The organism is Croceibacterium soli, from assembly GCF_009828065.1.
Classification (GTDB): domain Bacteria; phylum Pseudomonadota; class Alphaproteobacteria; order Sphingomonadales; family Sphingomonadaceae; genus Croceibacterium_B; species Croceibacterium_B soli.
Window position 1 is genome coordinate 417,536 of the sequence record NZ_WTYK01000002.1, and the last position, 25,093, is coordinate 442,628.

At 67.0% G+C, this 25,093-nt stretch carries 19 protein-coding genes and 1 riboswitch; of the genes, 13 read left to right on the forward strand and 6 right to left on the reverse strand.

Annotated features, from left to right (window positions below):
• The first annotated feature begins 38 nt into the window (after positions 1 to 38).
• On the forward strand, positions 39 to 2,261 hold the full coding sequence (locus GRI75_RS05115) for a M3 family metallopeptidase (protein ID WP_160745865.1): 2,223 nt from the start codon (positions 39 to 41) through the stop codon (positions 2,259 to 2,261).
• Positions 2,262 to 2,602: 341 nt separating this feature from the next.
• Here GRI75_RS05115 and GRI75_RS05120 read toward each other — a convergent pair whose 3' ends face one another.
• The 4 genes from GRI75_RS05120 to GRI75_RS05135 form a co-directional block, all read right to left on the reverse strand.
• The gene (locus tag GRI75_RS05120) at positions 2,603 to 3,352 is read right to left on the reverse strand and encodes an ABC transporter ATP-binding protein (protein WP_202389601.1); all 750 of its coding nucleotides are present in this window, start codon (positions 3,350 to 3,352) and stop codon (positions 2,603 to 2,605) included.
• Entirely contained in the window at positions 3,352 to 4,305 is a 954-nt protein-coding gene (locus tag GRI75_RS05125) for a FecCD family ABC transporter permease (RefSeq protein WP_160745867.1), read from the reverse strand. The genes GRI75_RS05120 and GRI75_RS05125 overlap by 1 nt, the downstream gene beginning before the upstream one ends.
• Positions 4,302 to 5,174, reverse strand: coding sequence for an ABC transporter substrate-binding protein (locus tag GRI75_RS05130; protein WP_328597932.1), 873 nt, complete (start codon positions 5,172 to 5,174; stop codon positions 4,302 to 4,304). The genes GRI75_RS05125 and GRI75_RS05130 overlap by 4 nt, the downstream gene beginning before the upstream one ends.
• A 164-nt stretch (positions 5,175 to 5,338) precedes the next feature.
• Positions 5,339 to 7,186: a TonB-dependent receptor plug domain-containing protein gene (locus GRI75_RS05135; RefSeq protein ID WP_202389602.1), complete on the reverse strand. Its 1,848-nt coding sequence runs from the start codon at positions 7,184 to 7,186 to the stop codon at positions 5,339 to 5,341.
• A 130-nt stretch (positions 7,187 to 7,316) separates the two neighbouring features.
• Positions 7,317 to 7,519: riboswitch (cobalamin riboswitch) on the reverse strand.
• A 291-nt stretch (positions 7,520 to 7,810) separates the two neighbouring features.
• Between GRI75_RS05135 and GRI75_RS05140 the strand changes: the two genes are divergently transcribed.
• From GRI75_RS05140 to GRI75_RS05190, 11 genes are all read left to right on the forward strand, one after another.
• Positions 7,811 to 8,761 carry a cell wall hydrolase gene (locus tag GRI75_RS05140; protein ID WP_235911332.1) on the forward strand — a complete coding sequence of 317 codons (951 nt, stop codon included), beginning with the start codon at positions 7,811 to 7,813 and terminating at the stop codon, positions 8,759 to 8,761.
• A 113-nt stretch (positions 8,762 to 8,874) separates the two neighbouring features.
• Positions 8,875 to 9,183: a hypothetical protein gene (locus tag GRI75_RS14550; RefSeq protein ID WP_235911334.1), complete on the forward strand. Its 309-nt coding sequence runs from the start codon at positions 8,875 to 8,877 to the stop codon at positions 9,181 to 9,183.
• A gap of 172 nt (positions 9,184 to 9,355) precedes the next feature.
• Positions 9,356 to 11,236: a putative bifunctional diguanylate cyclase/phosphodiesterase gene (locus GRI75_RS05150; RefSeq protein WP_328597933.1), complete on the forward strand. Its 1,881-nt coding sequence runs from the start codon at positions 9,356 to 9,358 to the stop codon at positions 11,234 to 11,236.
• Positions 11,237 to 11,443: 207 nt separating this feature from the next.
• On the forward strand, positions 11,444 to 12,406 hold the full coding sequence (mdh, locus tag GRI75_RS05155; RefSeq protein ID WP_160745871.1) for a malate dehydrogenase: 963 nt from the start codon (positions 11,444 to 11,446) through the stop codon (positions 12,404 to 12,406).
• 103 nt (positions 12,407 to 12,509) lie between these two features.
• A complete protein-coding gene (sucD, locus tag GRI75_RS05160) occupies positions 12,510 to 13,400 on the forward strand; it encodes a succinate--CoA ligase subunit alpha (protein WP_160745872.1) in 891 nt (296 codons plus the stop codon).
• A gap of 49 nt (positions 13,401 to 13,449) precedes the next feature.
• Entirely contained in the window at positions 13,450 to 16,299 is a 2,850-nt protein-coding gene (locus GRI75_RS05165; protein WP_160745873.1) for a 2-oxoglutarate dehydrogenase E1 component, read from the forward strand.
• A gap of 3 nt (positions 16,300 to 16,302) precedes the next feature.
• Positions 16,303 to 17,565 (forward strand): 2-oxoglutarate dehydrogenase complex dihydrolipoyllysine-residue succinyltransferase, encoded by a 1,263-nt coding sequence (odhB, locus tag GRI75_RS05170; protein WP_160745874.1) that lies wholly within the window; start codon positions 16,303 to 16,305, stop codon positions 17,563 to 17,565.
• Between the two features lie 114 nt (positions 17,566 to 17,679).
• On the forward strand, positions 17,680 to 19,083 hold the full coding sequence (lpdA, locus tag GRI75_RS05175; protein ID WP_160745875.1) for a dihydrolipoyl dehydrogenase: 1,404 nt from the start codon (positions 17,680 to 17,682) through the stop codon (positions 19,081 to 19,083).
• Positions 19,084 to 19,218: 135 nt separating this feature from the next.
• Positions 19,219 to 19,638: a VOC family protein gene (locus GRI75_RS05180; protein ID WP_160745876.1), complete on the forward strand. Its 420-nt coding sequence runs from the start codon at positions 19,219 to 19,221 to the stop codon at positions 19,636 to 19,638.
• A gap of 32 nt (positions 19,639 to 19,670) precedes the next feature.
• Positions 19,671 to 20,354, forward strand: coding sequence for a PepSY domain-containing protein (locus tag GRI75_RS14555; RefSeq protein ID WP_160745877.1), 684 nt, complete (start codon positions 19,671 to 19,673; stop codon positions 20,352 to 20,354).
• On the forward strand, positions 20,351 to 20,965 hold the full coding sequence (locus tag GRI75_RS05190; protein WP_328597934.1) for a trimeric intracellular cation channel family protein: 615 nt from the start codon (positions 20,351 to 20,353) through the stop codon (positions 20,963 to 20,965). The genes GRI75_RS14555 and GRI75_RS05190 overlap by 4 nt, the downstream gene beginning before the upstream one ends.
• A gap of 45 nt (positions 20,966 to 21,010) precedes the next feature.
• On the opposite strand, the gene GRI75_RS05195 is transcribed toward GRI75_RS05190, so the two are convergent.
• Both GRI75_RS05195 and rplQ read right to left on the reverse strand, forming a co-directional pair.
• Positions 21,011 to 21,577: a hypothetical protein gene (locus GRI75_RS05195; protein ID WP_235911340.1), complete on the reverse strand. Its 567-nt coding sequence runs from the start codon at positions 21,575 to 21,577 to the stop codon at positions 21,011 to 21,013.
• A gap of 204 nt (positions 21,578 to 21,781) precedes the next feature.
• On the reverse strand, positions 21,782 to 22,201 hold the full coding sequence (gene rplQ, locus GRI75_RS05200) for a 50S ribosomal protein L17 (protein ID WP_160745879.1): 420 nt from the start codon (positions 22,199 to 22,201) through the stop codon (positions 21,782 to 21,784).
• A 269-nt stretch (positions 22,202 to 22,470) separates the two neighbouring features.
• Between rplQ and GRI75_RS05205 the strand changes: the two genes are divergently transcribed.
• On the forward strand, positions 22,471 to 24,783 hold the full coding sequence (locus GRI75_RS05205) for an EAL domain-containing protein (RefSeq protein ID WP_160745880.1): 2,313 nt from the start codon (positions 22,471 to 22,473) through the stop codon (positions 24,781 to 24,783).
• Positions 24,784 to 25,093: the final 310 nt, after the last annotated feature.

The window sequence follows — 25,093 nt, forward strand, 5'->3', positions numbered from 1 at the left end:
AGGAAACCGCTGGCGAGCGGATCTCAGGAGATATGCGAATGCGGATGCAATTGTTGGCGACGGTAGCGCTCGGTTCGATGCTGGCGGCCTGCACCACCACAGATGGGGGTGTTACGAGCGAGAACGTGGCCGCGGCCCGTCCGGCGATCCCTGCCGGGACCGGCTACTTCGCGCAGGACAGCACGCTGCCCTTCCACGCGCCCGACTTCACCCAGGTGAAGGAAACGGACTATCTGCCGGCTTTCGCTCAGGGGATGGCGATCCAGTCCGCGGAAGTGGCGGCGATCGCCGGCAATCCGGAGCCTCCGACCTTCGAGAACACCATCGTCGCGCTCGAACGGTCGGGGCGGATGCTGGGCCGGGTGCAGACCATGTTCTTCGCCCTCACCGGCGCCCACACCAACGATGCCCTCGATGCGATCGACGCCGAGATCTCACCAAAGCTGACCGCGCATTACGACGCCATCAACCTCAACCCGCAGCTCTTCGCGCGAGTGAAGGCAGTCTACGACAACCGCGCGGCGATGAGCATGACGCCGGAAGACGCGGCGCTGCTCGAGAAGACTTACGACGACATGGTCCACGCCGGCGCGCTGCTCGGCGAAACCCAGCAGGCCGAAGTCAAGGCGATCAACGCGCGGCTCTCCGAAGCGACCACAGCGTTCGGCCAGCGGCTGACCGATGCGACGAACGAGAACGCCCTGGTCGTAGCGGACCACGCGAAGCTGGCGGGGCTCACGCCGGCAGAGATCGAAGCGGCCGCCAAAGAGGCCACCGAGCGTGGCCTGGCGGGCCAGTACGTCGTCACGCTGCAGAACACCACGCAGCAGCCGGCCCTCGCCTCTCTGCAGGATCGCGCCACGCGGGAGGCGCTGTTCGAGAAGAGCTGGAACCGCGCCGTGCGCGGCGGCACGAACGACACCGGATCGTTGATCGCCGAGATCATCAACTTGCGCGCCCGCAAGGCGGCGCTGTTCGGCGAGCCCGACTGGGCCAGCTACACGATGTACGACCGCATGGCGAAGGACCCGAAGACCGCGGTCGATTTCATGCGGGCGATGATCCCGGCGCTCGGCGCCACCCAGCGGCGCGAGGCGGCGCTGCTCAACCAGGCGATCAAGGCGGAAGGCAAGAACTTCACGGTGAAGCCGTGGGACTGGCAGATGTACGCCGAAAAGGTGCGCAAGGAACGCTACGACTTCGACGCGGAATCCGTGCGCCCCTACTTCCAGCTCCGCCCGGTGCTGGAGGACGGCGTGTTTTTCGCCATGAACAAGCTCTACGGCCTGACCTTCAAGGCGCGCACCGACCTGCCCGTCTATCACCCGGACGTGTGGACCTACACGGTGTTCGACAAGGACGGCAGCGAGCTCGGCCTGTTCTATTTCGACCCGTTCCAGCGCCCCTCCAAGCGCGGCGGCGCGTGGATGGGCAATTTCGTCGACCAGAGCCACCTGTGGGGCACCAAGCCGGTGATCTACAACGTGCTCAACATCCCCAAGGCGCCCGAAGGCGAGGTGCAACTGGTCAGCTGGGACAACGTCGAGACGATCTTCCACGAATTCGGCCACGCGCTGCACGGCTTCTTCGCCGACCAGCGCTACGTCACCATGTCGGGCACCAACGTGGCGCGCGACTTCGTCGAATATCCGAGCCAGGTGCACGAGATGTGGGCAGCCGAGCCCGAAGTGCTGGCGAACTATGCCAAGCACTACCAGACCGGCGCAGCGCTCGACCCGGCGACGATCGAGAAGCTCAACGCCGCCAGCAAGTTCAACCAAGGCTACGAGTTCGGCGAGACCTTCGAAGCGGCGCTGCTCGACATGCAGTGGCACGCGCTCAGCCCCGAAGAAGCGGCGACGATCCGCACCACGGCCGACGTGAACGCGCGCGAAGCCGAATGGCTCGCGGCACTGGGGCTCGAGGTGGAGAACGTCCCGCCGCGCTATCGCACGAGCTACTTCCGGCATATCTTCTCGAGCCCCGCGGGCTATTCGGCGGGCTACTACTCGTACCTCTGGACCGAGATGCTCGACCGCGACAGCCGCCAGTGGTTCCGCGACAACGGCGGCCTGACCCGCGCGAACGGCGAGCACTTCCGCAAGACCGTGCTCAGCCGCGGCGGCACGCAGGACTACTTCGAGATGTTCCGGGCCTTCGCGGGGCGCGATCCGCGGGTCGAGCCGATGCTGGAGGCCCGCGGCCTCGGTGGCGGCGGGACCGAGGCGGAGGCGGCTGACGCGGCTGATGAAACAGGCTGAGGCTGGGCCCTCATCCAAGCTTCGCTAGCTGCTGAAGCAGCAAGCTGCGCTATCCTTCTCCCACGAGTGGGAGAAGGAATTGGGTGCCGGCCTGACCATCTTTCCCACACTAGTGGACGGAACTAGGCCTTCCTTCTCCCACTGGTGGGAGAAGGATACGAAGACTTGGCCCCGCAGGGGCCTAGTCGAAGCTGGATGAGGGCAGCGGGCTCCTTCTCCCACTGGTGGGAGAAGGATACGGAGACTTGGCCCCGCAGGGGCTTAGTCGGAGTTGGATGAGGGCAGCGGATCCCTTCTCCCACTGGTGGGAGAAGGATACGGAGACTTGGCCCCGCAGGGGCTTAGTCGGAGTTGGATGAGGGCCGGCTGCCAGCAACCAACGCCCGCCCACCGGGCTCCCCGAGCCAGCGCGCCGGAACGCCCCAGACGCGTTCCACCGTGCCCGCCGACAACGCCAGCTCCGGCGGACCGTCCGCCGCGCAGCACCCGCCATCCAGGACCAGCACGCGATTCGCGTGGTTCATCGCCAGCGCCAGATCGTGCAGCACTATAACCACTCCTGCCCCGCCCCGCGCCGCGCGGCGCAAATGCTCGAGCAGAGCCAGTTGGTGCGCGAGATCGAGCGCCGCGAGCGGCTCGTCGGCGAGAATCCAGCGCGGTTCACCGGCCAGTACGCGGGCGAGCAGCGCACGGCCGCGCTCGCCGCCGGAGAGCGTCGACACAGGCCGATCGGCGAAGTCTCTCAGATCGAGCGCGGCCAGTGCACGATCGACTTGCGCCTCCCCCGCATCGGCGTGCGGCAGCCGGCCAAGCGCGACCAGGTTACGCACGGACATGTCCCAGGCCACTTCGCCGGACTGCGGGAGATAGCCGATGGCTTGTGCGCGCCGCCGCGGGTGAAGCGCGGCGAGCTGCTCATCGTCGAGCAGGACCGAGCCACGCTCCGGCGGCAACAGCCCCGCGAGCACTTGCAGCAGGGAGGACTTGCCCGCGCCGTTGGGGCCGCAGATGGCGGTAATCTCCCCCGGGCGTAGCTGGGCCGACACTCCGTTCAGGCGCGACGCGAGCACCAGATCGCGCGCTTCGAGCATCACAGCGCCTCCCTTCGCATCCGCAGCAGCAGCCAGAGAAAGAACGGCGCGCCGATCAGGCTGAGGGCGATCCCGAGGCGCAGCTCGGTGACCAGCGGCAGGATGCGGCAGACGACGTCCGCCACCAGGACCAGCAAGGCGCCCGCCAGCGCGCTCGGCACGATTAGCGAGCTCGGCCGCCGGTCGGTCAGCGGCCGCACGAGATGCGGCACGATCAGGCCGACGAAGCCGATCACCCCGGCCACCGCCACGCCGCTGCCTACCGTCAGCCCCACGCCGGCGATCAGCAGCGCCTGCAGCCGGCCGGGCGATACTCCAAGAGAGCGAGCTGCCGCCTCGCCGAGAGTCAGCGCGTCGAGCGCACGGCCCGCCATCGCCAGCAAGGCAATCCCGACGAGCACCAGTGGCGCCGCCAGCCACACGTCGGGCCATCCGCGGTCGGTCAGGGCACCCATCAGCCAGGAGACGATCTGGCTCATGGCGAAGGCATTCGGCGCGAGACTGACCGCGAGGCTGGTCAGCGCGCCAGCAAGGCTGGCGACCATCATTCCGGCGAGCGTGAACAGCGCGATGCCACCGGTACGCCCGGCGATCAGCGCCAGGAGGGCCATTGCACCCGCAGCGCCGGCCAGTGCGAACAGGGGCAGGAGCCAGGGGCCGGCGGCATAGCCGAACCACAGGCTCGCCACGGCCCCCAGGGCCGCGCCCGGCGCGATGCCGAACAGGCCCGGGTCGGCCAGCGGGTTGCGCAAATACCCCTGCATCGCCGCCCCTGCGGCGCCGAGGCCGGCGCCGATCACGACCGCCAGCAGCGCGCGCGGCAGGCGCAGTTCGCCGAGGATGATCGCCGCGTTTGGTGTTTCCCATGGGTCGAGCCAGACCCTGCCGGCGAGGAGCGACAGCGGCAGCATGACGGCGAGCGCCAGCAGCAGGGTGGGGATGGGGCGAGTCATTGCGTTGTCTCCACCACCCCCCGGCCCCCTCCTCTGAAGAGGAGGGGGAGCGGGTTGCGCTGTGCTGAAGCCCCCTCCTCTTCAGAGGAGGGGGTTGGGGGTGGTGCTCGCAAGGCTTGATCCCTTAGCGCCGCGAGCCGCCCAGCCAGCCGCGGAATGGTCGGGCCGCCGCAGAACAGCAGCGAGGGCTCGAGCTTCTCGTAGCGCACGCCGGGAAGATCCTGCAGCACCGGGTGGTGCAGCATGCGGTCGCCGCCCGCCACCAGCACGATCTGCGGCGGATCGGCCAGGACTCGCTCGAGCGGCACGTAAGCCCCCTGCCCCAGCCCGCGCGCGGCCGAATGGCTGGCGAATCCGCTGTTGGCGAGGAGCTCCGCCACTAGCGTATCCGGCCCCGGCACCAGCCCGCCTTCCTGCCACACGAGCACCTCCGGGCGCGGCCCGTCACGCTCTGTGGCGGCTACCGATCGCTCGATCCGGGCCACCAGCGCCTCACCGCCCGAGCGATTGCCGCTCACTCCGGCGAGCCGGCGCACTTGCGCGGTGCTGCCGGCGACAGTGGCGGCGATGCCGACGGTCTCCACCCGAATGCCTAGGCGGCGGAATGCCTGGGCCGTCGCCGGATCCAGGAAGGTGCCCGCCACCACCACGTCCGGATCGAGCGCAAGAACTTCCTCGACCGTGCCGCCGGTCGCGGCGTAACGGCGCGCCTGGGCCGGCGGCATCGAACTGGCGCGCGGATCGTGACTGTAGTGAGAGATGGCCAGGAGCTGGCCCGGGGCGGTCACCTCCGCCAGGATGGCATCGGTGCACGGGTTGAGGCTGACGATCGTAGGGTGGTGGGCCGGACCGACCGGCTCCACATCCACACACCCGGACAGCAGCAAGGCCAGCGCCGCGACCAAACTCCTCCCCGGCACGGGGAGGGGGACCGTACGAAGGACGGTGGAGGGGGCCCGCCGCACGTGCTGCGCCACTAGGGGGGCCCCCTCCGGCAGGCCTGCGGCCTGCCACCTCCCCATTGCGGGGAGGATCAAAGGCGCAACCTCGCCCCGACGAAGGCCCCGCGTCCGGCGGAAGCATAGCCGGCTGCGGTCTCGTACTCCTCGTCCAGCAGGTTTTCGACCCGGCCGAACAATTCGACGACGTCGGTCACTGGCCAGCGCGCGGTGAAATCGACCACGGCGCGGGGAGACATGCGGACCTGGTTCGCGGCATCGTCATAGCTGGCCGAGACCCAGCGCAAGTCCGCACCGACCGCGGCGCCAGCCGGAGTCACTCGCCACTCCCCGCCGAGCGAGAGCGCGTGGCGCGGTCGCCGGGCGAGCACGTTGCCGCGGTTGGGCGATCCCGGCGTGCGGTTCTCCGTTTCGACGAAGCTGTATGCGACCCGTGCCGAAAGTGCTTCCGTGAGATCGTGACGCGCTTCGATCTCCAGGCCCTGGGCGCGGACCCGCCCAACATTGTCGTAAGTGCCGAACGGCCGGTCGGTGCAGATGCCGCTCGTATTGCCGAAGCACGAGACGAACTCGATCAGGTCCTCGCTGTCGCGGCGGAACACCGTCGCGGCGAGGTGGAGCGGGGCATTGCGGTCGTTCAGCTCGATGCCGAGGTCGGCGCTGGTGCTGCGCTCCGGCTCCAGGGCGGTGTTGCCGTAGTCGGAGAACAGCTGGAACAGCGTCGGCGCCTTGAAGCCCTCGCCGAAACTCGCCCGCAAGCGCCAGCCTCCGCCGAAAGCCCATGACGCATCGGCGCCGAAAGTGACCGCGCTGCCAAAGCGGCTATGGTCGGCGAGGCGTGCGCCCGCGTTGAGCGAAACGCCCTCGGACACCGCCGCCCCGAGTTGGGCGTAGACCCCGGAGGTGCGGGCGCGCTGCTCGTCATCGAAAGTCGAGCTGAAGCTCGACCACTCGCTTTCACCGCCGAACCACACCGTCGCCTGCCCCAGCCGCCATGCGCCGCGCAAGTCCAGCCGGTCGGAGCGGCCATCGGTCGTGAAGGTCGGGGCCGTGCCCAGATCCAGATCGAAGCTGTCGCGTTCGGTGTCGGAGGCCGACCAGCCGCCGGTCAGCTGCAGGTTCCGCCCGTCGAACTCGAGCCCCGCGGAACCCGAAAGCCGGCGGGTGTCCTGATATTCCCGCGTGTCCGCCAGGCTGAACGCCGGCGCGGGAAAACCGTCGATCTCGACCCTGGCATCGGCATAGCGCAGGCCACCGCGCAGCCGCAGCCCCGGGGCGATGGCGAGCCTGCCGCGCCCCCCAGCTTGCCATTGGCGGAAGCCGTCCGGCTCACTGCCCGAGGCCGCGGCGGAGAACCCGTCGGTGCGGTACCACGCTCCGTCGGCGGCCAGTTCCAGCGGGCCGTGCGCGATGCCGGCCCGAGCGGTCGTGTAGAGCGTGTCGGGCGCACCGTATTCGGCGCTGCCCTCCACGCCGGGATCGAACCCAGACCACGCGGCGAGAACGCCGCCGATCGCCTGGCTGCCCCAGATCGTGCCGTTGGAGCTGCGCAGCAGCTCGATCCGCTCGATCCCGCCCGGCAGCAGGGTCGCGAAGTCGAACCCGCCGCCCGGCGCGGCGGGATCGGCGACGCGTACGCCGTCGATCAGCACCAGCAACTGCTCGGCGTCGGCCCCACGCAAGCGGACGCCGGTGAACGAACCGATCCCTCCGTTGCGCGACGCCGCGATGCCGGGAGCACGTTCGAGCACGCGGACGATATCGCCGCCCTGGACCTGCTCGATCTCCTCGCGGCCGATGATCGTCAGCGGCTGCCCGCTGGTTTGAAGCGTCTCGTGCGTCCCGGTGGCGAGCACCGTGATCTGCGTGTCGCCGGATTGCTCCTGCGCTGCCACCGGCACGCAGAAGAACGAAGTACTCAACAGGAAAAGCAAAGATTTACGCACGGCTAACCTCCCTCGCCAAGACGGAAGTCGTCCATGGCGGGGAGGCCCGTCGGGATTACCCGCGCGAGCGCATCCATCGCTTGCCTGCGGTACACCCCGCCCGCGGGCCGAACGACGGTCACAGGCAGGTCTCCTGACTCGCCGGATCTTCACCGATGCGCCTGCCTTCCCGGTTTCCCAGTGGCTTGTCGGCGCGCGGCTCCCCGGTCACAGTTGCGGGGGCAGTCCGGGGATTCCTCGTCCGCCTGCGGCGGCTTGGGCACCCGGTTCCCTCAGCAAGGACATGCCGCCCTTGCCGGCCCGGCCACCCGGGCGATCCATGACACGGCGGCGTTCATAGCGCCGGTCGCCGCCGGGGACAAGCGCCGCACCCGGGGCGCAACCGTCCCGTGGCGGCACACCCGCTGCAGCGCGCATGCGGCAGGCAAACCGATGGGCTAGGCGCGAAGCGCACTGCGACCGAAGGACCGGATCATCAACGGCGCCTACCCCTCCCCTGCCGATCGGCCTCGCGATTTCCACGCGCGGACGACGCGCGCCCGGCGCGCCCAGCCCGTCCTGGCGCGGCGCCGGCGGCAACTGCGGCTCCGCTATGCGGCCATGGCCGCGGTTATCGCCGTCCCCGCAATGGCCGCCCCGGGCGACTGGCGGGTGGCCGAGGACCAGGCAAGCACCCCGGCCGCGCCGATGGGCTTCGAGACGCCGGGGGAGAGCTTTCCCGGCTCGGCCTTCTACTACCTGGCCGACGACCCCTATGAGCCGCTGCCCGCCGAAGCGCGGATCCGTTCCGACGCAGCGGAGCCGGCCACGCGCTTTTCAAATAGCGCCGTCGTGGCGCCCGGGCAGACTGCCCGCCCGTTCCTCGCCCGGGGGGGCTGGACCGACCTGGCGCGTGCGCAGCAGTGCCTGACGATGGCGATCTATTACGAAGCCGCCAGCGAATCCGACGCGGGCCAGCGCGCCGTGGCCCAGGTCGTGCTCAACCGCGTGGCCCATCCGAGCTATCCGAACACGGTCTGCGGAGTCGTTTTCCAGGGCTCCGAACGCACGACCGGGTGCCAGTTCACTTTCACCTGCGACGGATCGCTCGCCCGCCGGCCCGCCCCAATGTGGTGGGACCGGGCCAGCCGGGTGGCGCGTGCCGCACTGGCGGGCGCGGTCTACGCGCCTGTGGGCATGGCGACACATTATCATACGGTGCAGGTCCATCCCTACTGGGCGCCCAGCCTGCACCACGTGACCACGATCGGCGCCCACCGGTTTTACCGCTGGCCCGGCGCGGCCGGCCAGCAGGCGGCCTTCCGCGCTGCTTATCTCGGCGGCGAACCCGCGGCCGTGCCGCATCCACGCGCCCACAGCCGTGCCGTGCCGGCAGTGCTCGCCGGGAGCGACCCGGCATCGATCCCGATCGAGGCCGCCATACCGACGCCTCCAGCCGATGTTCAGGGACCCGGCACTGCAGCGCCCACCAGCGACAAGCCGCCCGCCAGCGGTTCGGTCCTGCCGGCATACCAGCGCAGCGGCCAGTGGCTCGATGCGGCGTTAAGGTAAACGCCAAGCGAAGATCCGGAAACCATGATCTCGAACACTCGCTTAGCCGCGCTGCCGTAAGACCAGGGGCATCGGTGCCACGGCAGCTGACCGTAGCGAAAGTCTGGAGAATCATGAGCATACGTTTCGCCGCCCCGCCCCAGGCGATGTCCGCCAGACTATCCGAAGAGCAAGTCCGCGCCTTCGCGCGCCGCCCGGCGAACGACGACCAAGAGGTCGGAGCCGACGAAGCCATGCTGCGCGCCGCCCTTCGCCACTTCGCCGATCACGGGCTCGCCGCAGCAAGTCACGCCAGGCGCCGCGCCGAAACCGCATTCTTCGCCGGGGATCGGGAAGCTTACCGCTGGTGGCTCGGCATATGCCGGACGCTCGACCGCCGCATGGCGCGGGAACTCGCCACGACAACCAAAAACGCGCGCTGACGGCTCAGAGCAGCACCGCCCAACGGGAGCTAGGTAACAGCCTCGTTAACCAATGGGTGATCTTATGTCCCTAAGGTCGCTCGCGAGGAGCAGTTCTATCAAGCGCCTGAGCACAATAATCGAGGGCTACCTCGGCTGCGACAGCCAAGACGAGCTTGTCAGGCGCAAGCTGGTGGCATCGCTTTATGCGCAGCCCGCCAGTCTCATCTTCGGCGCGCTGGCCGGCATCGCGACGGCCGTCACTGCAGCGGTGCTAACCGAACATCCGCTGCTAATCGCAAGCGCCGGCATCCTCATCATCGTCGCGGTCGCTCGCGTGATCGCGACGCTATGGTTCCGGCAGGACAGTGAGAGTGAAAGGGGCGACACTCACTCACTGGACCTCGTATTCCAGCTCGGCGCCCTGAGCTTCGCGCTGCTCGGCGGTATTGTGGGGGCTCTTACCCTTCTCGTCGGCAACGTCGCGCACCTCCCGACACTGACGGTCAGCTATGCGCTCGTCTACGGCGTCAGTATCGCCGCGCGCAATGCCGGGCGGCCGGTCATGGCGATGGGACAGTTGCTGTTCGCAAGCGTTCCGGTCCTCGTCGCCTGTCTCCTGGTCGGCGGCGCTCCGCTCTATGTCTTCGCAGCCATCCTGGTCATGCTCATCCTCGGGATGACTTCGATCACCCGGAATGTCTTCGAGGTTCTGCGCGAGCAGATCATTGCCGCGAAGGCGAGTGCCACGATGGCCGACCAGATGCGCGAGCAGGCGCGGACCGATGTGGTCACCGGGCTGCTCAACCGCGCGGGCCTGAACCATGCCCTGGTCGAGCAAATGATGAAGCTGCCCCAAGGCCGCAGCCTGGCGCTGTTCTGGCTGGACCTCGACAGATTCAAGGAAGTCAACGACACCCTGGGGCATGCGATCGGCGACGGGGTGCTCGCCGAAGTCGCCAAGCGCCTGATCGACACCGTGCCGGAAGGCGCGACCGTCGCCCGCTTCGGCGGGGACGAATTCGTCGCCGCCTGCATCGTCGACGATCGCGCGCAGTGCGAGCAGCTTGCCAGCGCGATGATCTGCGACCTCTCGCGCCCGTTCCGCATCTCCGGCCATCGCATCGGCACCGGCGCCTCGATGGGCGTGGCGCTGCTGCCCGACGACGGGCCGGACATCGAAACCGTGATGCAGAGCGCGGACCTGGCGCTCTATCACGCCAAAGTCGGCGGCCGGAACCAGCTGCGCTTCTTCGACCCTTCGATGACCCGCGACCTCGTGCGCAAGAAGGAGATCGAGACCGAGCTGCGCTCCGCCATCCTGCGCGACGAGTTGTCGATCTTCTTCCAGCCGATCGTCGATCTGAAGACCGGCCGGATCCGCACGTTCGAAGCCCTCGTCCGCTGGTTCCATCCTGAAAAAGGCGAGCTTCGGCCGGACGAGTTCATCCCCGTCGCGGAAGAGACCGGCGTTATCATCACGCTCGGCAACTGGATCACCGCGCAGGCCGCCAAGGCCGCGGCGCAGTGGCCGGACGACGTGACCCTGGCGGTGAACCTCTCCCCCCTGCAGATCCGCGCGCCCGGGGCCGCTCTCGGCATCCTCAACGCCTTGCGCGACGCAGGGCTGCCGCCCCACCGCCTCGAGCTGGAAGTCACCGAAAGCCTGTTCATGGACGACAGCGAGAACACCGCGCGCTTCATGCAGGAGCTTTCGGCCGCGGGCGTAAACTTCGCTCTCGACGACTTCGGCACGGGTTACTCCTCGCTCGGCTACATCAACAACTTCCCATTCAAGAAGATCAAGGTCGACCGCAGCTTCGTGTCCGGTCCGCACATCGGCCGGAAGAGCGACGCGATCATCCGCGCCGTGGCCGAAATGGGATCGACTCTTGAAATGGAGATCGTCGCCGAGGGGCTGGAGACCGTGGAGCAGGTCCAGGCCGTCAGCGCGGCCGGCTGCACCTTGGGTCAGGGCTACTACTTCAGCCGTGCCGTCCCCGATTTCCTCGCCGCCATGCTGCTGGCGCAGGAGCGCGACGGCCTGGATACGGGTAAACGCCTCGCGAGCTAGCGACCGCCAAGGGCGGTTTGCCGCAGTTATCGCTATTGCGAACTGATTGCAAAGATAGTTCCCACCTGCCGCACTTTATCGGTTGCCATGATTTGGGTGCACGCTTAGGGCTGCCGCCGCACACCGGGCACGGCTCCTTTCGCGGGATGCGGGGACGTGCCTTGGACCGATCTCGCGAGCGCCCGCGCAGTGAAGGACTATCGACACATGGCCCGCAAGAAGATTGCGCTCGTCGGCGCCGGCATGATCGGCGGCACCCTCGCCCACCTCGCCGCAATGAAGGAAATGGGCGACATCGTCCTGTTCGACATCGCCGAAGGCATGCCCAGCGGCAAGGCGCTGGACCTCGCCCAGGCCGGCCCGGTCGAAGGCTACGACGCCAAGCTCAAGGGCACGAGCGACTATGCCGACATCGCCGGGGCGGACGTGGTGATCGTCACCGCCGGCGTACCGCGCAAGGCGGGCATGAGCCGCGATGACCTGCTCGGCATCAACCTCAAGGTCATGCAGGCCGTCGGCGCGGGCATCAAGGCGCATGCGCCGAACGCCTTCGTCATCTGCATCACCAACCCGCTCGACGCCATGGTCTGGGCGCTGCGCGAATATTCGGGCCTGCCGCACAACATGGTCGTCGGCATGGCCGGCGTGCTCGACAGCGCGCGCTTCCGCCACTTCCTGGCCGATGAGTTCGACGTCAGCGTCGAAGACGTCACCGCCTTCGTGCTCGGTGGCCACGGCGACACGATGGTCCCGGTGATCGAGTATTCGACCGTCGCGGGCATCCCGGTGCCGGACCTCATCAAGATGGGCTGGTCGACGCAGGAGAAGATCGACGCGATCGTCCAGCGCACCCGCTCCGGCGGCGGCGAGATCGTCCAGTTGCTCGGCAACGGCAGCGCATTCTACGCCCCGGCCACCAGCGCGATCGCGATGGCCGAGAGCTATCTGAAGGACAAGAAGCGCCTGCTTCCTTGCGCCGCGCACCTGACCGGTCAGTATGGGGTCGACGACCTCTATGTCGGCGTGCCGGTGGTGATCGGCGCCGGCGGCGTGGAGCGGGTCGCGGAGATCGCGCTGAACGACGAGGCGAAGGCGAACTTCCAGACTTCGGTCGACGCGGTCAAGGAACTGCTGGTCGCCTGCAAGGCGATCGACGGCAATCTGAATTGAACGTCGTCCCGGCCATCGCGCCGGGACCGCTGCCCTCCGGGCGCAGCGCAAGTGGACAGCGATCCCGGACCGGCTCCGGGATGACGAAGGGAAGACCAAGCGAATGAGCATTCTCGTCGACCGGAACACCAAGGTCATCACCCAGGGCATGACCGGCGATACCGGAACGTTCCATACGCAGCAGGCGCTTGACTACGGCACGCAGATGGTCGCCGGCGTGACCCCGGGCAAAGGCGGACAGACGCACATCGGGCTGCCGGTGTTCGACACCGTTGCCGAAGCGAAGCACGCCACCGGCGCCACCGCCAGCGTGATCTACGTTCCGCCGCCCTTCGCCGCGGACTCGATCCTCGAAGCCATCGACGCCGAGATCGAGCTGATCGTGGCGATCACCGAAGGCATTCCGGTGCTCGACATGGTGCGCGTGAAGCGCGCGCTTGCCGGCTCCAGCTCGCGCCTGATCGGGCCGAACTGCCCCGGCGTCCTCACGCCCGGCGAATGCAAGATCGGCATCATGCCCGGCTCGATCTTCAAGAAGGGCACCGTCGGCGTCGTCAGCCGCTCCGGCACGCTGACGTACGAAGCAGTGCACCAGACCACCGCCGTCGGCCTCGGCCAGACCACCGCGGTCGGCATCGGCGGGGACCCGGTCAACGGCACCAACTTCATCGACGTGCTGGAACTGTTCCTCAAGGACGACGAGACAAAGTCGATCATCATGATCGGCGAGATCGGCGGCAGCGCCGAGGAAGAAGCGGCCCAGTTCATCAAGGACGAAGCCAAGCGTGGCCGCTCCAAGCCGATGGTCGGCTTCATCGCCGGGCGCACCGCCCCTCCGGGCCGCCGCATGGGCCATGCCGGGGCGATCGTCTCCGGCGGCCAGGGCGGCGCGGACGACAAGATCGCGGCGATGGAAGAAGCGGGCATCCGCGTCGCCGCCTCGCCCAGCGAACTTGGCACCACTCTCGACGCGCTGCTGAAGGAACTGGCGTAAGCCGGCGCCCGTTAGCCGTCCGTCCCTTCCCTCCTCGAGTCCTCCACACATGGGTAACGAAGCGCAGAATTTCCTTCCCGAGCTGACCGGCCAGGACGGGCCGCAGCCGGGGCCGAGCTGGCGGAACGCAAGCTGGCCGCTCGTCGGCGGCGGGGACGATCTGACCAATGCGCTCGATCCCACGACGCTGAAGATCGCGGTCCAGCAGGCCGCGGCCAAGGCCGGCAAGCCGGTGGACGACGGCGCGATCGAGCAGGCGGCGGCAGATTCGATCCGCGCCATGCTGCTGATCCGCACCTACCGCGTGCGCGGCCACCTGGCGGCCGATCTCGATCCGCTCGGCCTTTCGCAGCGCGAACTGCCCGACGATCTCAAGCTCGAATGGCACGGCTTCACCGGCGAAGCGCTGGAGCGCGAGGTCTACATCGGCGGCACGCTGGGGATCGACTGGATCACGCCCTGCAAGCTGGTGGAGATCCTGCGCAAGAACTACTGCGGCCACGTCGGCCTCGAATACATGCATATCGCCGACGTGGAGGAACGCCGCTTCCTGCAGGAGCGGATCGAAGGTCCCGACAAGGTCATCACCTTCACGCCGGAAGGCAAGAAGGCGATCCTCCAGGCGGTGATCCGCGGCGAGGAATACGAGAAGTTCCTCGGCAAGAAGTACGTCGGCACCAAGCGCTTCGGGCTCGACGGCGGCGAGGCGATGATTCCGGCGCTTGAGGCGGTGATCAAGTACGGCGGCGCGCTCGGCGTTCGCGAGATCGTCTACGGCATGGCCCACCGCGGCCGGCTGAACGTGCTCGCCAACGTTATGGCGAAGCCCTACCGCGTGATCTTCCACGAATTCTCCGGCGGTTCCGCCAACCCCGACGATGTCGGCGGCTCCGGCGACGTGAAGTATCACCTCGGCACCAGCACCGACCGCGAGTTCGACGGCATCAAGGTGCACATGAGCCTGGTGCCGAACCCGAGCCATCTTGAGGCGGTCGACCCGGTCGTGCTCGGCAAGGTGCGGGCGCAGCAGGCCACCCGCGAGGACCTGGCCAAACACCAGGAAGTGCTGCCGGTCCTGATCCACGGCGACGCGGCCTTCGCCGGCCAGGGCATCGTCTGGGAGTGCCTCGGCTTCTCCGGCGTGCGCGGCTACAACACCGGCGGCTGCATCCACTTCGTCATCAACAACCAGATCGGCTTCACCACGAGCCCGCAGTTCGCGCGCAGCTCGCCCTACCCGTCCGACGTGGCCAAGGGCGTTCAAGCACCGATTCTGCACGTCAACGGCGACGATCCCGAAGCGGTCACTTTCGCCTGCAAGCTGGCGATCGAATACCGCCAGCAGTTCAAGCGCGATATCGTGATCGACATGTGGTGCTACCGCCGGTTCGGCCACAACGAAGGCGACGAACCGAGCTTCACCCAGCCGCTGATGTACGAGCGCATCCGCAAGCATCCGCGGGTCTCCGACATCTATTCGGAGCGGCTCAAGGCCGAAGGGGTGATCGATGCCGGAGTGGCTCCGGCTGTCCGCGCCGAGTTCACCGACCTGCTCGAGCGCGAGTTCGAGGCCGGCAAGAGCTACGTGCCCAACGAAGTCGACTGGTTCGCCGGCCGCTGGAGCGGGCTGCACAAGCCGGCCGATCCGGAAACCGCACGGCGCAACGTCCACACGGCGATCGAACGCAAGCTGTTCGACAGCCTCGGCCGCACGCTGACGACCGTCCCCGAAGGGCTCAACATCCACAAGACCCTGGCCCGGGTGATCGAAGCCAAGCGGCAGATGTTCGAAAGCGGCGAAGGCTTCGACTGGGCAACGGCCGAGGCGCTCGCCTTCGGCAGCCTCGTCACCGAAGGGTTCGGCGTGCGCCTGTCGGGCCAGGATTCCGGCCGCGGCACCTTCAGCCAGCGGCACGCGATGTGGATCGACCAGCAGGACGAGCGCAAGTACATCCCGCTGACGACCCTGCCGCACGGCAAGTTCGAGGTCTACGACAGCCCGCTGTCGGAATACGGCGTGCTCGGCTTCGAATACGGCTTCTCGCTGGCCGATCCCAAGACCCTGGTGTGCTGGGAAGCGCAGTTCGGCGACTTCGCCAACGGCGCGCAGATCATCATCGACCAGTTCATCGCCGCGGGCGAAGCCAAGTGGCTGCGGGCCAACGGCCTGGTGATGCTGCTGCCCCATGGTTACGAGGGCCAGGGCCCCGAGCACAGCTCCGCGCGGCTGGAGCGGTTCCTGCAGCTTTGCGCCAACGACAACATCCAGGTGTGCAACATCACCAGCCCGGCGAACTACTTCCACGTTCTCCGCCGGCAGATGCTGCGGCCGTTCCGCAAGCCGCTGATCATCATGACGCCCAAGAGCCTGCTGCGCCACCCGCAGGCCAAGAGCAGCTGCGACAAGTTCCTGGGCGAAAGCCACTTCATGCGCATCCTCTCCGACAAGCGCGAGATCGCCGACAAGGATGTCCGCCGCCTCGTCCTCTGCTCGGGCAAAGTCGCTTACGACCTGATGGAGAAGCGCGACGAGGAAGACCTGAAGAACGTCTCGATCGTGCGGCTGGAGCAGCTCTACCCGTTCCCGGGCGAGCCGCTGGCCGTGCGCCTCAAGCGGATGACCAATCTGCAGGAGGTCGTCTGGTGCCAGGAAGAGCCGAAGAACAACGGCGCCTGGTTCTTCGTGGAGAACCAGATCGAGGACGCGCTGATCGCCGCCGGGCACGATGGCATGCGGGCGAAGTACGCCGGGCGCGAGGTTTCCGCCTCGCCCGCCACGGGCCTCGCCAGCCGCCACAAAGTGCAGCAGGAAGCGCTCGTTTCGATCGCCCTTGGCATTGCCGACAGCGGCGACGCGCGGCGGGACCCGAACATCGGCAAGAACGCCGGAGGAAAGTGACGCATGGCCAGTGAAGTGAAAGTCCCCACCCTCGGCGAATCCGTGACCGAGGCGACGATCGGCGAATGGCTGAAGCAGCCGGGCGACAAAGTTGCCCTCGACGAGCCGATCGCCAGCCTCGAGACCGACAAAGTCGCGGTCGAGGTCCCCTCCCCCGTTTCCGGCGTGATGGGCGCGCACAAGGTCAGCGTCGGCGACACGGTCGAAGTCGGCGCCGTGATCGCGGTGATCGAGAACGAGACCGCCGCCGGTGAATCGACCCAGGTCGAGCCGCGCGAACGCGTCGAGACCGAAGGCGTGCAGGAGCGCGCAGCGGGCGAGGAGCTCGAAGACCCGCCCAAGGACGACGAGCACCACGACCATGCGACGACGCTTTCCCCCTCTGTCCGCCGCGCGGTTCTCGAGCACGGCGTCGATCCGACCCAGATCAAGGGCACCGGCAAGGACGGGCGGCTGACCAAGGAAGACGTTCTCTCCGCCGCCAAGGCCAAGAAGGACAGCCCCGCTCCCTCCGTCTCGAAGGAAGCGCCGGCCCCTTCCCCGGCACCTTCCGCCGCTGGCGGGGAGCGCCGCAGCGAACGGGTCAAGATGACCCGCATGCGCCAGACGATCGCCCGCCGCCTCAAGAGCGCGCAGGAAGAAGCCGCGCTGCTGACCACGTTCAACGATGTCGACATGACCGCGGTGATCGAGGCGCGCGAAGCCTACAAGGACCTGTTCGCCAAGAAGCACGGCATCAAGCTCGGCTTCATGAGCTTCTTCGCCAAGGCGAGCTGCCTGGCGCTGAAGGACATCCCCGCCGCCAACGCCTATCTCGAAGGCGATGAGATCGTCTATCACGATTACGTCGATATCTCGGTGGCGGTCAGTGCGCCCAACGGCCTGGTCGTGCCAGTGGTGCGGGACGCGGACAGCAAGAGCTTCGCGCGGATCGAACTCGATATCGCCGACTTCGGCGCGCGCGCCAAGGACGGGACGCTGACCATGCAGGACATGCAGGGCGGCACGTTCACCATCTCCAACGGCGGCGTGTTCGGCAGCCTGATGAGCACCCCGATCATCAACCCGCCGCAGAGCGCGGTCCTGGGCCTGCACCGGATCGAGGATCGCCCGGTCGCGGTGAACGGGCAGGTCGTGATCAAGCCGATGATGTACATCGCCCTGTCTTACGACCACCGCATCATCGACGGCCGCGAGGCTGTGACCGCACTCAAGATCATCAAGGACGCGATCGAGGATCCGATGCGGATGCTGATCGACTTGTAAGTTTTCATCCAAGTTCGTGGTTCGACAGGCTCACCACGAACGGCAACGTCAGGGCACCCCATTTGCCGTTCGCCCTGAGCCTGTCGAAGGGCGGACCCGCACGACGGAGGCCAAATGGCTGAGCAGACTTACGACTACGACGTCCTCGTCATCGGCGCCGGCCCCGGCGGCTATGTCGCCGCAATCCGGGCGGCGCAGCTCGGCCTGAAGACCGCGTGCGCGGAAAGCCGCGAGACGCTCGGCGGAACCTGCCTCAACGTCGGCTGCATCCCCTCCAAAGCCATGCTGCACGCATCGGAATACTTCGAAGCAGCGAGCAACGGCGCGATGGCCAAGATGGGCGTCGAGGTCACGCCCACGCTCAATCTCGATGCGATGCACGGCCAGCGGCTCGACGCTGTCAAGCAGCTGACCGGCGGGATCGAGTACCTGTTCAAGAAGAACAAGGTCGACTGGAAGAAGGGCCGCGCCACCTTCCAGGATGCGCACACGGTGAAAGTCGGCGAGGAGACGGTCACGGCGAAGAACGTGGTCATCGCCACGGGCTCCTCGGTCACTCCGCTCACCGGCATCGAGATCGACAATGCCAAGGGCGTGGTGGTCGATTCCACCGGCGCGCTTGAACTGCGCGCGGTGCCGAGGACGATGGTCGTCATCGGCGGCGGCGTGATCGGGCTCGAGCTCGGATCGGTATGGCGGCGGCTCGGCGCGAAAGTGATCTGCGTCGAATTCCTCGACCAGATCCTGCCCGGCATGGACGGCGACGTGCGCAAGGAAGCGCACAAGATCTTCAAGAAGCAGGGCATCGAGTTCCGCCTCTCGACCAAAGTCACCGGCGTGACGGTTGAGGGCGACAAGGCCACGCTCACGCTCGAACCCGCTGCCGGCGGGAACGCGGAGACGCTGGAGGCCGACTGCGTGCTCGTTTCCGTCGGCCGCAAGGCGAACACCGAGGGGCTCGGCCTTGAGGCGATCGGCCTCACGACCAACCAGCGGGGCCAGATCGAAACCGATCACGACTTCCGCACTGCGGTCGACGGCGTCTGGGCGATCGGCGACGTGATCCCCGGCCCGATGCTGGCGCACAAGGCCGAGGACGAAGGCATCGCCGTGGCCGAGAACATCGCCGGGCAGACCGGCATCGTGAACCACGATGTGATCCCCTCGGTGGTCTACACCTGGCCCGAGATCGCCGGCGTCGGCCTGACCGAGGAACAGGCAAAGGAACAAGGCGCCGTCAAGGTCGGCAAGTTCCCGATGCTCGCCAACAGCCGCGCCAAGACCAACCACGAGCCCGACGGCTTCGTGAAGATCATCGCCGACGCCGAAACCGATCGCGTGCTCGGCGTTTGGTGCATCGCCTCGGTCGCCGGCACCATGATCGCGCAAGCGGCGCAGGCGATGGAGTTCGGCGCCACCAGCGAGGACATCGCCTACACCTGCCACGCCCACCCGACGCACTCCGAAGCGATCAAGGAAGCGGCAATGGCGGTCACGGGGAAGCCTATTCACATCTGATCCTTCGAGACGCTCGGGCATGCGCCCTCGCTCCTCAGGACGAACGGAAATTTGCCCTCAACCCAAACCCCGTTCGTCCTGAGGAGCCGAAGTCTTAGACTGAGGCGTCTCGAAGGACAGCAAGCGAGCCCCAGAATGATCCTCCGCCCGTTCCACCTCGCGTTCCCCGTCCACGATCTCGCGCAAGCCCGCGCGTTCTGGGGCGGCGTGATCGGTTGCCCTGAGGGGCGCAGCAGCAGCGAGTGGATCGATTTTGACTTCTACGGCCACCAGATCGTCGCCCATCTCGCGCCGGCGCCGACAGCGGATGCGAGCAACCCCGTCGACGGCCACGACGTGCCGGTGCCGCATTTCGGTGTGGTGCTGGAGATGGCCGACTGGCAGGCCCTTGCCGACCGGCTCAAGGCCGCCGGCACCGAGTTCGTGATCGAACCGCACATCCGCTTTCCGGGCAAGGCGGGCGAGCAGGCGACGATGTTCTTCCGTGATCCCAGCGGCAATGCGATCGAGATGAAGGCCTTCGCCGACCTCCGGCAATTGTTCGCTCGCGACTAGCGGTGTCCCGCCCGGCGCGGTAACGCCGTGGAATGGCTCAACAACGCATGATGCGGCGCTTCGCCCGGTGGCATATCTGGCTCGGCTGGGTGGTCGGCGCTCCCTTCCTGATGTGGACGCTCACCGGCCTGATCATGGTCGCCCGACCGATCGAGGAGGTCCGTGGAGAACACCTGCGGGCTCCCGCCGCCCTTGTGACGGAGGGCCGCTATGCCCTGCCGGACGTGGGCGAGCCGATCATCGGCGCCGAATTGGTCCAGCAGCCGATCGGCCCGGTGTGGCTCGTGTCGACCGCGGAGGGCGCCCGCTACCGCTACTTCGCGCCGGATGGAACGCTGATCCCGCCGGTGATCGAGTCCGAAGCCCGGGAGATCGCCGACGCGGCTTACGCCGGTGACGGCAGGCTCGAAGCCGTGGTCTACACCCCCTCCGACGCACCGCCGAGCGATCTGCGCGCGGGCGTGAATGCCTGGCAGGCGCGCTTCTCCGACGGCACGAACGTCTATCTGGATGCCAGCACCGGCGAGATCCTGGCGGTGCGCACCGGATGGTGGCGCACTTACGACCTGATGTGGGCACTGCACATCATGAACCTGGAGAACCGCGAGAACCCGCACCACCCGCTGATCATCGGCTTCGCAGTGCTCGGGACGCTTGGCGCGCTGCTCGGCTGCATCCTGCTGTTCCGCCGGCGGAAGGCGCGGCCGAAAGCGTGATCGCGCCCGCCCTGCCCCCGCTGCTCGACCTGGCCGGCACCGCGGTGTTCGCGCTGAGCGGCGCGCTGGTGGCGGCCCGTCTCAAGCAGACTTTCGTGACCTTGAGTTTCTTCGCCCTGGTCACCGGCGTCGGCGGGGGCACCGTGCGCGACCTGCTGATCGGCGTGCGGCCCTTCTGGCTGGACGACCAATGGGTCGCACCACTGATCTTCGCCGTCGCGCTGGTGGCCTGGTTCACGCCGCGACGCTGGTGGGAGGGTGCACTGCTCGAATGGGCGGACGCGGCCGGGCTGGCCACTTATGCGGTGATCGGAACGGCCAAGGCGCTGGCCTACGGCGTTGCGCCGGTGCCGGCGGTGGTGGTTGGGGTCATCAGCGGTTGCGCCGGAGGGATCGTTCGCGACCTTCTCGCCGGCCTGCCCTCGATCCTGATGCGGCCGGAGCTCTACGTCACCGCCGCCGCGCTAGGCGCCGCTCTGTGCGCGCTCGGGAGCGTGGCCGGCCTGCCGCCCGCGCCAGTGTGGTCAGCCGCGGCGCTCGCCGCCTTCGCGCTGCGCGGCGCGGCCCTCATATGGCGGATCGAGCTGCCGGCTTATTCACGGCAAGCTTAGGCGGCCCGGCCTCGACAGCCGAACCGCCCATGTTCGTCGGGGCTCTTAGCGGAGCCCGCGGATGCCGTCGAAGTCGAGGCCGACAACCCGGCCGTAGCGAACATCGCAGGTGAACTTGCCTGCGTCGTAGCCGCTGTAGCGGTTGTCCCAGCCACGATAGTCGTTGCCCCAGCCGCGGCGCCAGTCGTTGCTCCTGGTGTTGACCGCGATGCGGCCCTTCACCCGGTAACCGTCCCGCCGGCTGTCGACATCGCGGATGTCGGTCACATGCGCGCGGCCGCCGTAGGAATAGCGGTTGGCGGTGCGCTCTGCGGCATAGACGCACTGTTCCACTGCCGTGCGCGGATTGCCCGAGCGGTAGTAGCGATCGTCATACCGATAGCGATCGTCATAACGATCATACCGGTCACGGCCGGCGGACGACGCAACGGCGGCGATGCCGCCGATGATCAAGGCACCGGCAATGATATCACCGACGTCGATGTCGTCGTCGTCGCGATCGTAATAGCGGCCCTGGGCCATGGCGGACGCCGAAGTCATCGCCATCGCGCCAGCCGCGACGGTTCCGACCAGGGCTTTGGACAAGTTCTTCATCGTCTTCACCTTTCGCATGGGGGAGCGGAGTGCTCCTGTCATGGCTAAGGTTCTAACCGACCGGGGTTGAGGTGCTGCTGAACCCCGCAGTCATAAAGCGTTCAGGAAATCTGAAAGCAAGGTGAACAACCTCACCTCGACTGGAGGTTTCCGGGGCACCAACAGAAAGGGCGGCCGCATCGCTGCGACCGCCCCTTGCCTGCCGTATTTCGAGAGAAGCTTTTACGCGTCCTCGAACTCGCTCTCGTTCATCACCGGGCCGCTGTCCTGGCCCTTGGCGCTGACGTCGCGGTCAACCAGTTCGATGATCGCCATCGGCGCCGCGTCCGAAGCGCGGATGCCGGCCTTGATGATGCGGGTGTAGCCGCCTTCACGACCGGCGTAACGCTCGGCCAGAACCTCGAACAGCTTCCGCTCCTGCGCGTCGTCCATCATGCGGCCGTGCGCCAGGCGGCGGTTTGAAAGCCCGCCACGCTTCGCCAGCGTGATCAGCTTCTCGACGTAGGGCCGCAGCTCCTTCGCCTTCGGGGTGGTGGTCTTGATCTGCTCGTGCTTGATCAGCGCGGCGGCCATGTTGCGCAGCAGGGCGGCGCGGTGGCCGGATTTGCGCTGCAGCTTGCGGCCGGAAATTCCGTGGCGCATATTCAGTACTCCGTTCGTAAGGGGGCCGTATCAGGTACCCCGGTCCAGGCAGCAGTTCGGGTCGCCGCCATCACCCTCCAGAAGAGGCCGCGCCAAAGCCGAAGCTGGCGGGGAAGTCAAGCCTTTGCGCCTTCGAAAGGCCTACCTACAGGCATTGCCAGGCCGTGTATCCGGCCGGTTAACCTAAACGATGCGTTTACGATCACCTGTTAATCCTGCCGCAGTCCACCCGCTCGGGTGGGCCGACCGGGCGCGCGGACAGGTACCGAATGACGTTGCTGAAGCACCTCTGGCGAAGCGAACGGGCCCGGCACGCACTCATCGCGGCCGCGCTTGCTGCGCTGTTGGGGAGTATCGACTTCTTCGAGCCCGCGCGGCCGAGGGAATGGCAGATGCACGCGCAGATCGCATCTCGGCCGGCGTCCGGCGATATCGTGTTCGTCGAGATCAGGGACGATCCCAGCAATCCCTCGAACGTCCAGGCACGCCGGGAAGTGGCGGGTCTCGTCAGCGGACTGACGCAGGCAGGCGCGCGCAAGATTGTGCTCAACATAGTCTTCGACCGCCCCGCTGGTGCGCAAGTCGACCAAGCCCTTCGGGACTCCATCGCCCGCTCCGGGCGAACGGTTCTGGCGCAAGGCTATGTCAAAGCGGCAGCGGGGGAGCGCTTGAGGCGCACCCTGCCGGAAATCGCCGGCTCAGCACCCCAGGCAATCAACAAGCGATGGCTCAGCCCGTTCGGATACCAATGGTTCGAATCGTATTCCGCTGTGGCCGATGGGCTGATCTTGCCGAGCGTACCCGCAGCCATCACCGGGAAAACCGGGCCGGTAAACGCCGAATTCCCGATCGATTACTCTATCGATTTGGCATCGATCCCCTTCTTCAGTGTCAACGAAGCAACCGCGGCGCTCGCCTCCGGCACGGCCGAGCGATCCTTTGGCGAGAAGACCATCGTGATCGGGGGCAGCGACACCGCCACCGACTTCGCGTCCGTTCCCGGAAAGCAGCACGTCCCGCCCAGCATCGTGGCGATCCTGGCCGCGGAGACGCTCAAGATCGGGCCTCCGTTGGTCATCGGCTGGTTTGCGCCGCTGCTGCTGGTGGTCGCATTGCTCCTGGGCGCTACTCTCGCGCTGAAGCACGCCCGCCGCCGGCGACTTGTTTACGCTGCAGCCGCGGCGGTTCCCGTCGCGCTTCTGTTCACGCTTCCCCACCTGCGCATCTTTGCCGATCTCACGACACCGGTCGCGTTTCTCGCGATCTTCGCGGTGCAGCGCCTGTGGCACATGCGGCAGGAGAAGGCCGCGCTTACCGACGCACTGAGCGGCCTGCCCAGCTTCCGCCAACTGGAGCAGGACCTCGCCGGACGAGACTCGCACCGGTTGCCAGCTGTTGTTGTTGCGAAGGTTCACCGGTTCGACGCGGTGCTCTCGTCCTTGGCCACCCGGCATCACGGCGATTACGTGCGACTGACAGCGGATCGCCTGCGGATCGCGGACGAAGATCTGGTCGTCTACAGCAATGGCGGTCGCTACCTCGCCTGGATGCAGGAGGCTGATGACGAAGAGCAGCTTTTCGCCCACCTGACTGGCCTGAGGGCAGTGCTGGCGCATCCGCTCGACATTGCCGGAACCGCCGTCGACGTGGGGATTACCTTCGGCGCCGATGCGACGACCGAAGACGATGCCGCCCGCAAGATCGCCGCAGCTGCAGCGGCGGCCGAACGGACCACCGAGGCTCACACCCCTGTCCTCCTGGCATGCGAATCCTCGCAAGCGGACCGCCTGTGGAATGTCTCACTTCAGGCAAAGATCGATCAGGCGCTGCGCTCGGGTGAGATCTACGTCGTATATCAGCCCCAGTTCGATATCCTCTCAGGCACGATGTTCGGGGCCGAAGCCCTGGTCCGCTGGAACGATCGCGAGCGGGGGCACATTTCGCCTGCCTATTTTATCGAACAGTGCGAACAGGTCGGGCGAATGGACGCACTGACGAAGAAGGTCTTCGAGGACGCCATCGGCGCCGTTGCCACATCGCCATTGGCCGCAACCGATTTCCAGCTTTCGATCAACGTATCAGCGATCCTGCTGCACGACCTCCGGGTCGCCGCAATGCTGAGCGAGGTGCTGTCCCGCTGCCCGTTTCCTGCACGACGATTGACGCTGGAAATCACCGAGACTTCGCGCATCAGCGACTATGACACCGCCCGCCTGGTAATGGACCGGCTGCGCGCGCTCGGCGTACGGCTCTCAATCGACGACTTCGGAGTGGGTGCAACCAGCATGGAAACCTTGCTGTTGCTGCCTTTTGACGAACTAAAAATCGACCGCATGTTCGTGTCTCGTGTGCGCGATAGCGCAAAGGCCCGCTGCATCGTCGAATCACTCGTCAAGCTCGGATCCGATCTGCGAATCACCACCGTCGCAGAAGGCGTGGAGGACGCCGCGACGCTTTCGACTTTGAAGGAGATCCGCTGCGATGCGGCGCAAGGGTACTTCCTGGGCCGACCCAATACTTTGGATTCGTTTGCGAACCTCGCCACAAGCCACCTCCCTAGCCTGCACCTGAGGCAAAATTAACGATAAACCTTTACAGTTTGTTAAGGTTAATGCATCGTCGCGGCCTCATCAGCAGGAGGCTTCGACCATGTCCAAACGGAAGATTATGCAGGCTCCCCGGGGCAGCAATCCCCGTCGCCCTCAGCAACACCGTGGCTTCTGGCGGTGGTTCCTAGGCGACTGGTGATCTGCACAAGCTGAACCATCACAGCATCTGAACAGTTTGGGGGTCCCTGGCGGGACCCCTTTTCATTGGAGCGCTGCTGAGCGCCCTGATGGGACAGCTCCCTGATTGTAGCCTGGTAGCAGTGGCTCCCTGGCGCCACCTCAT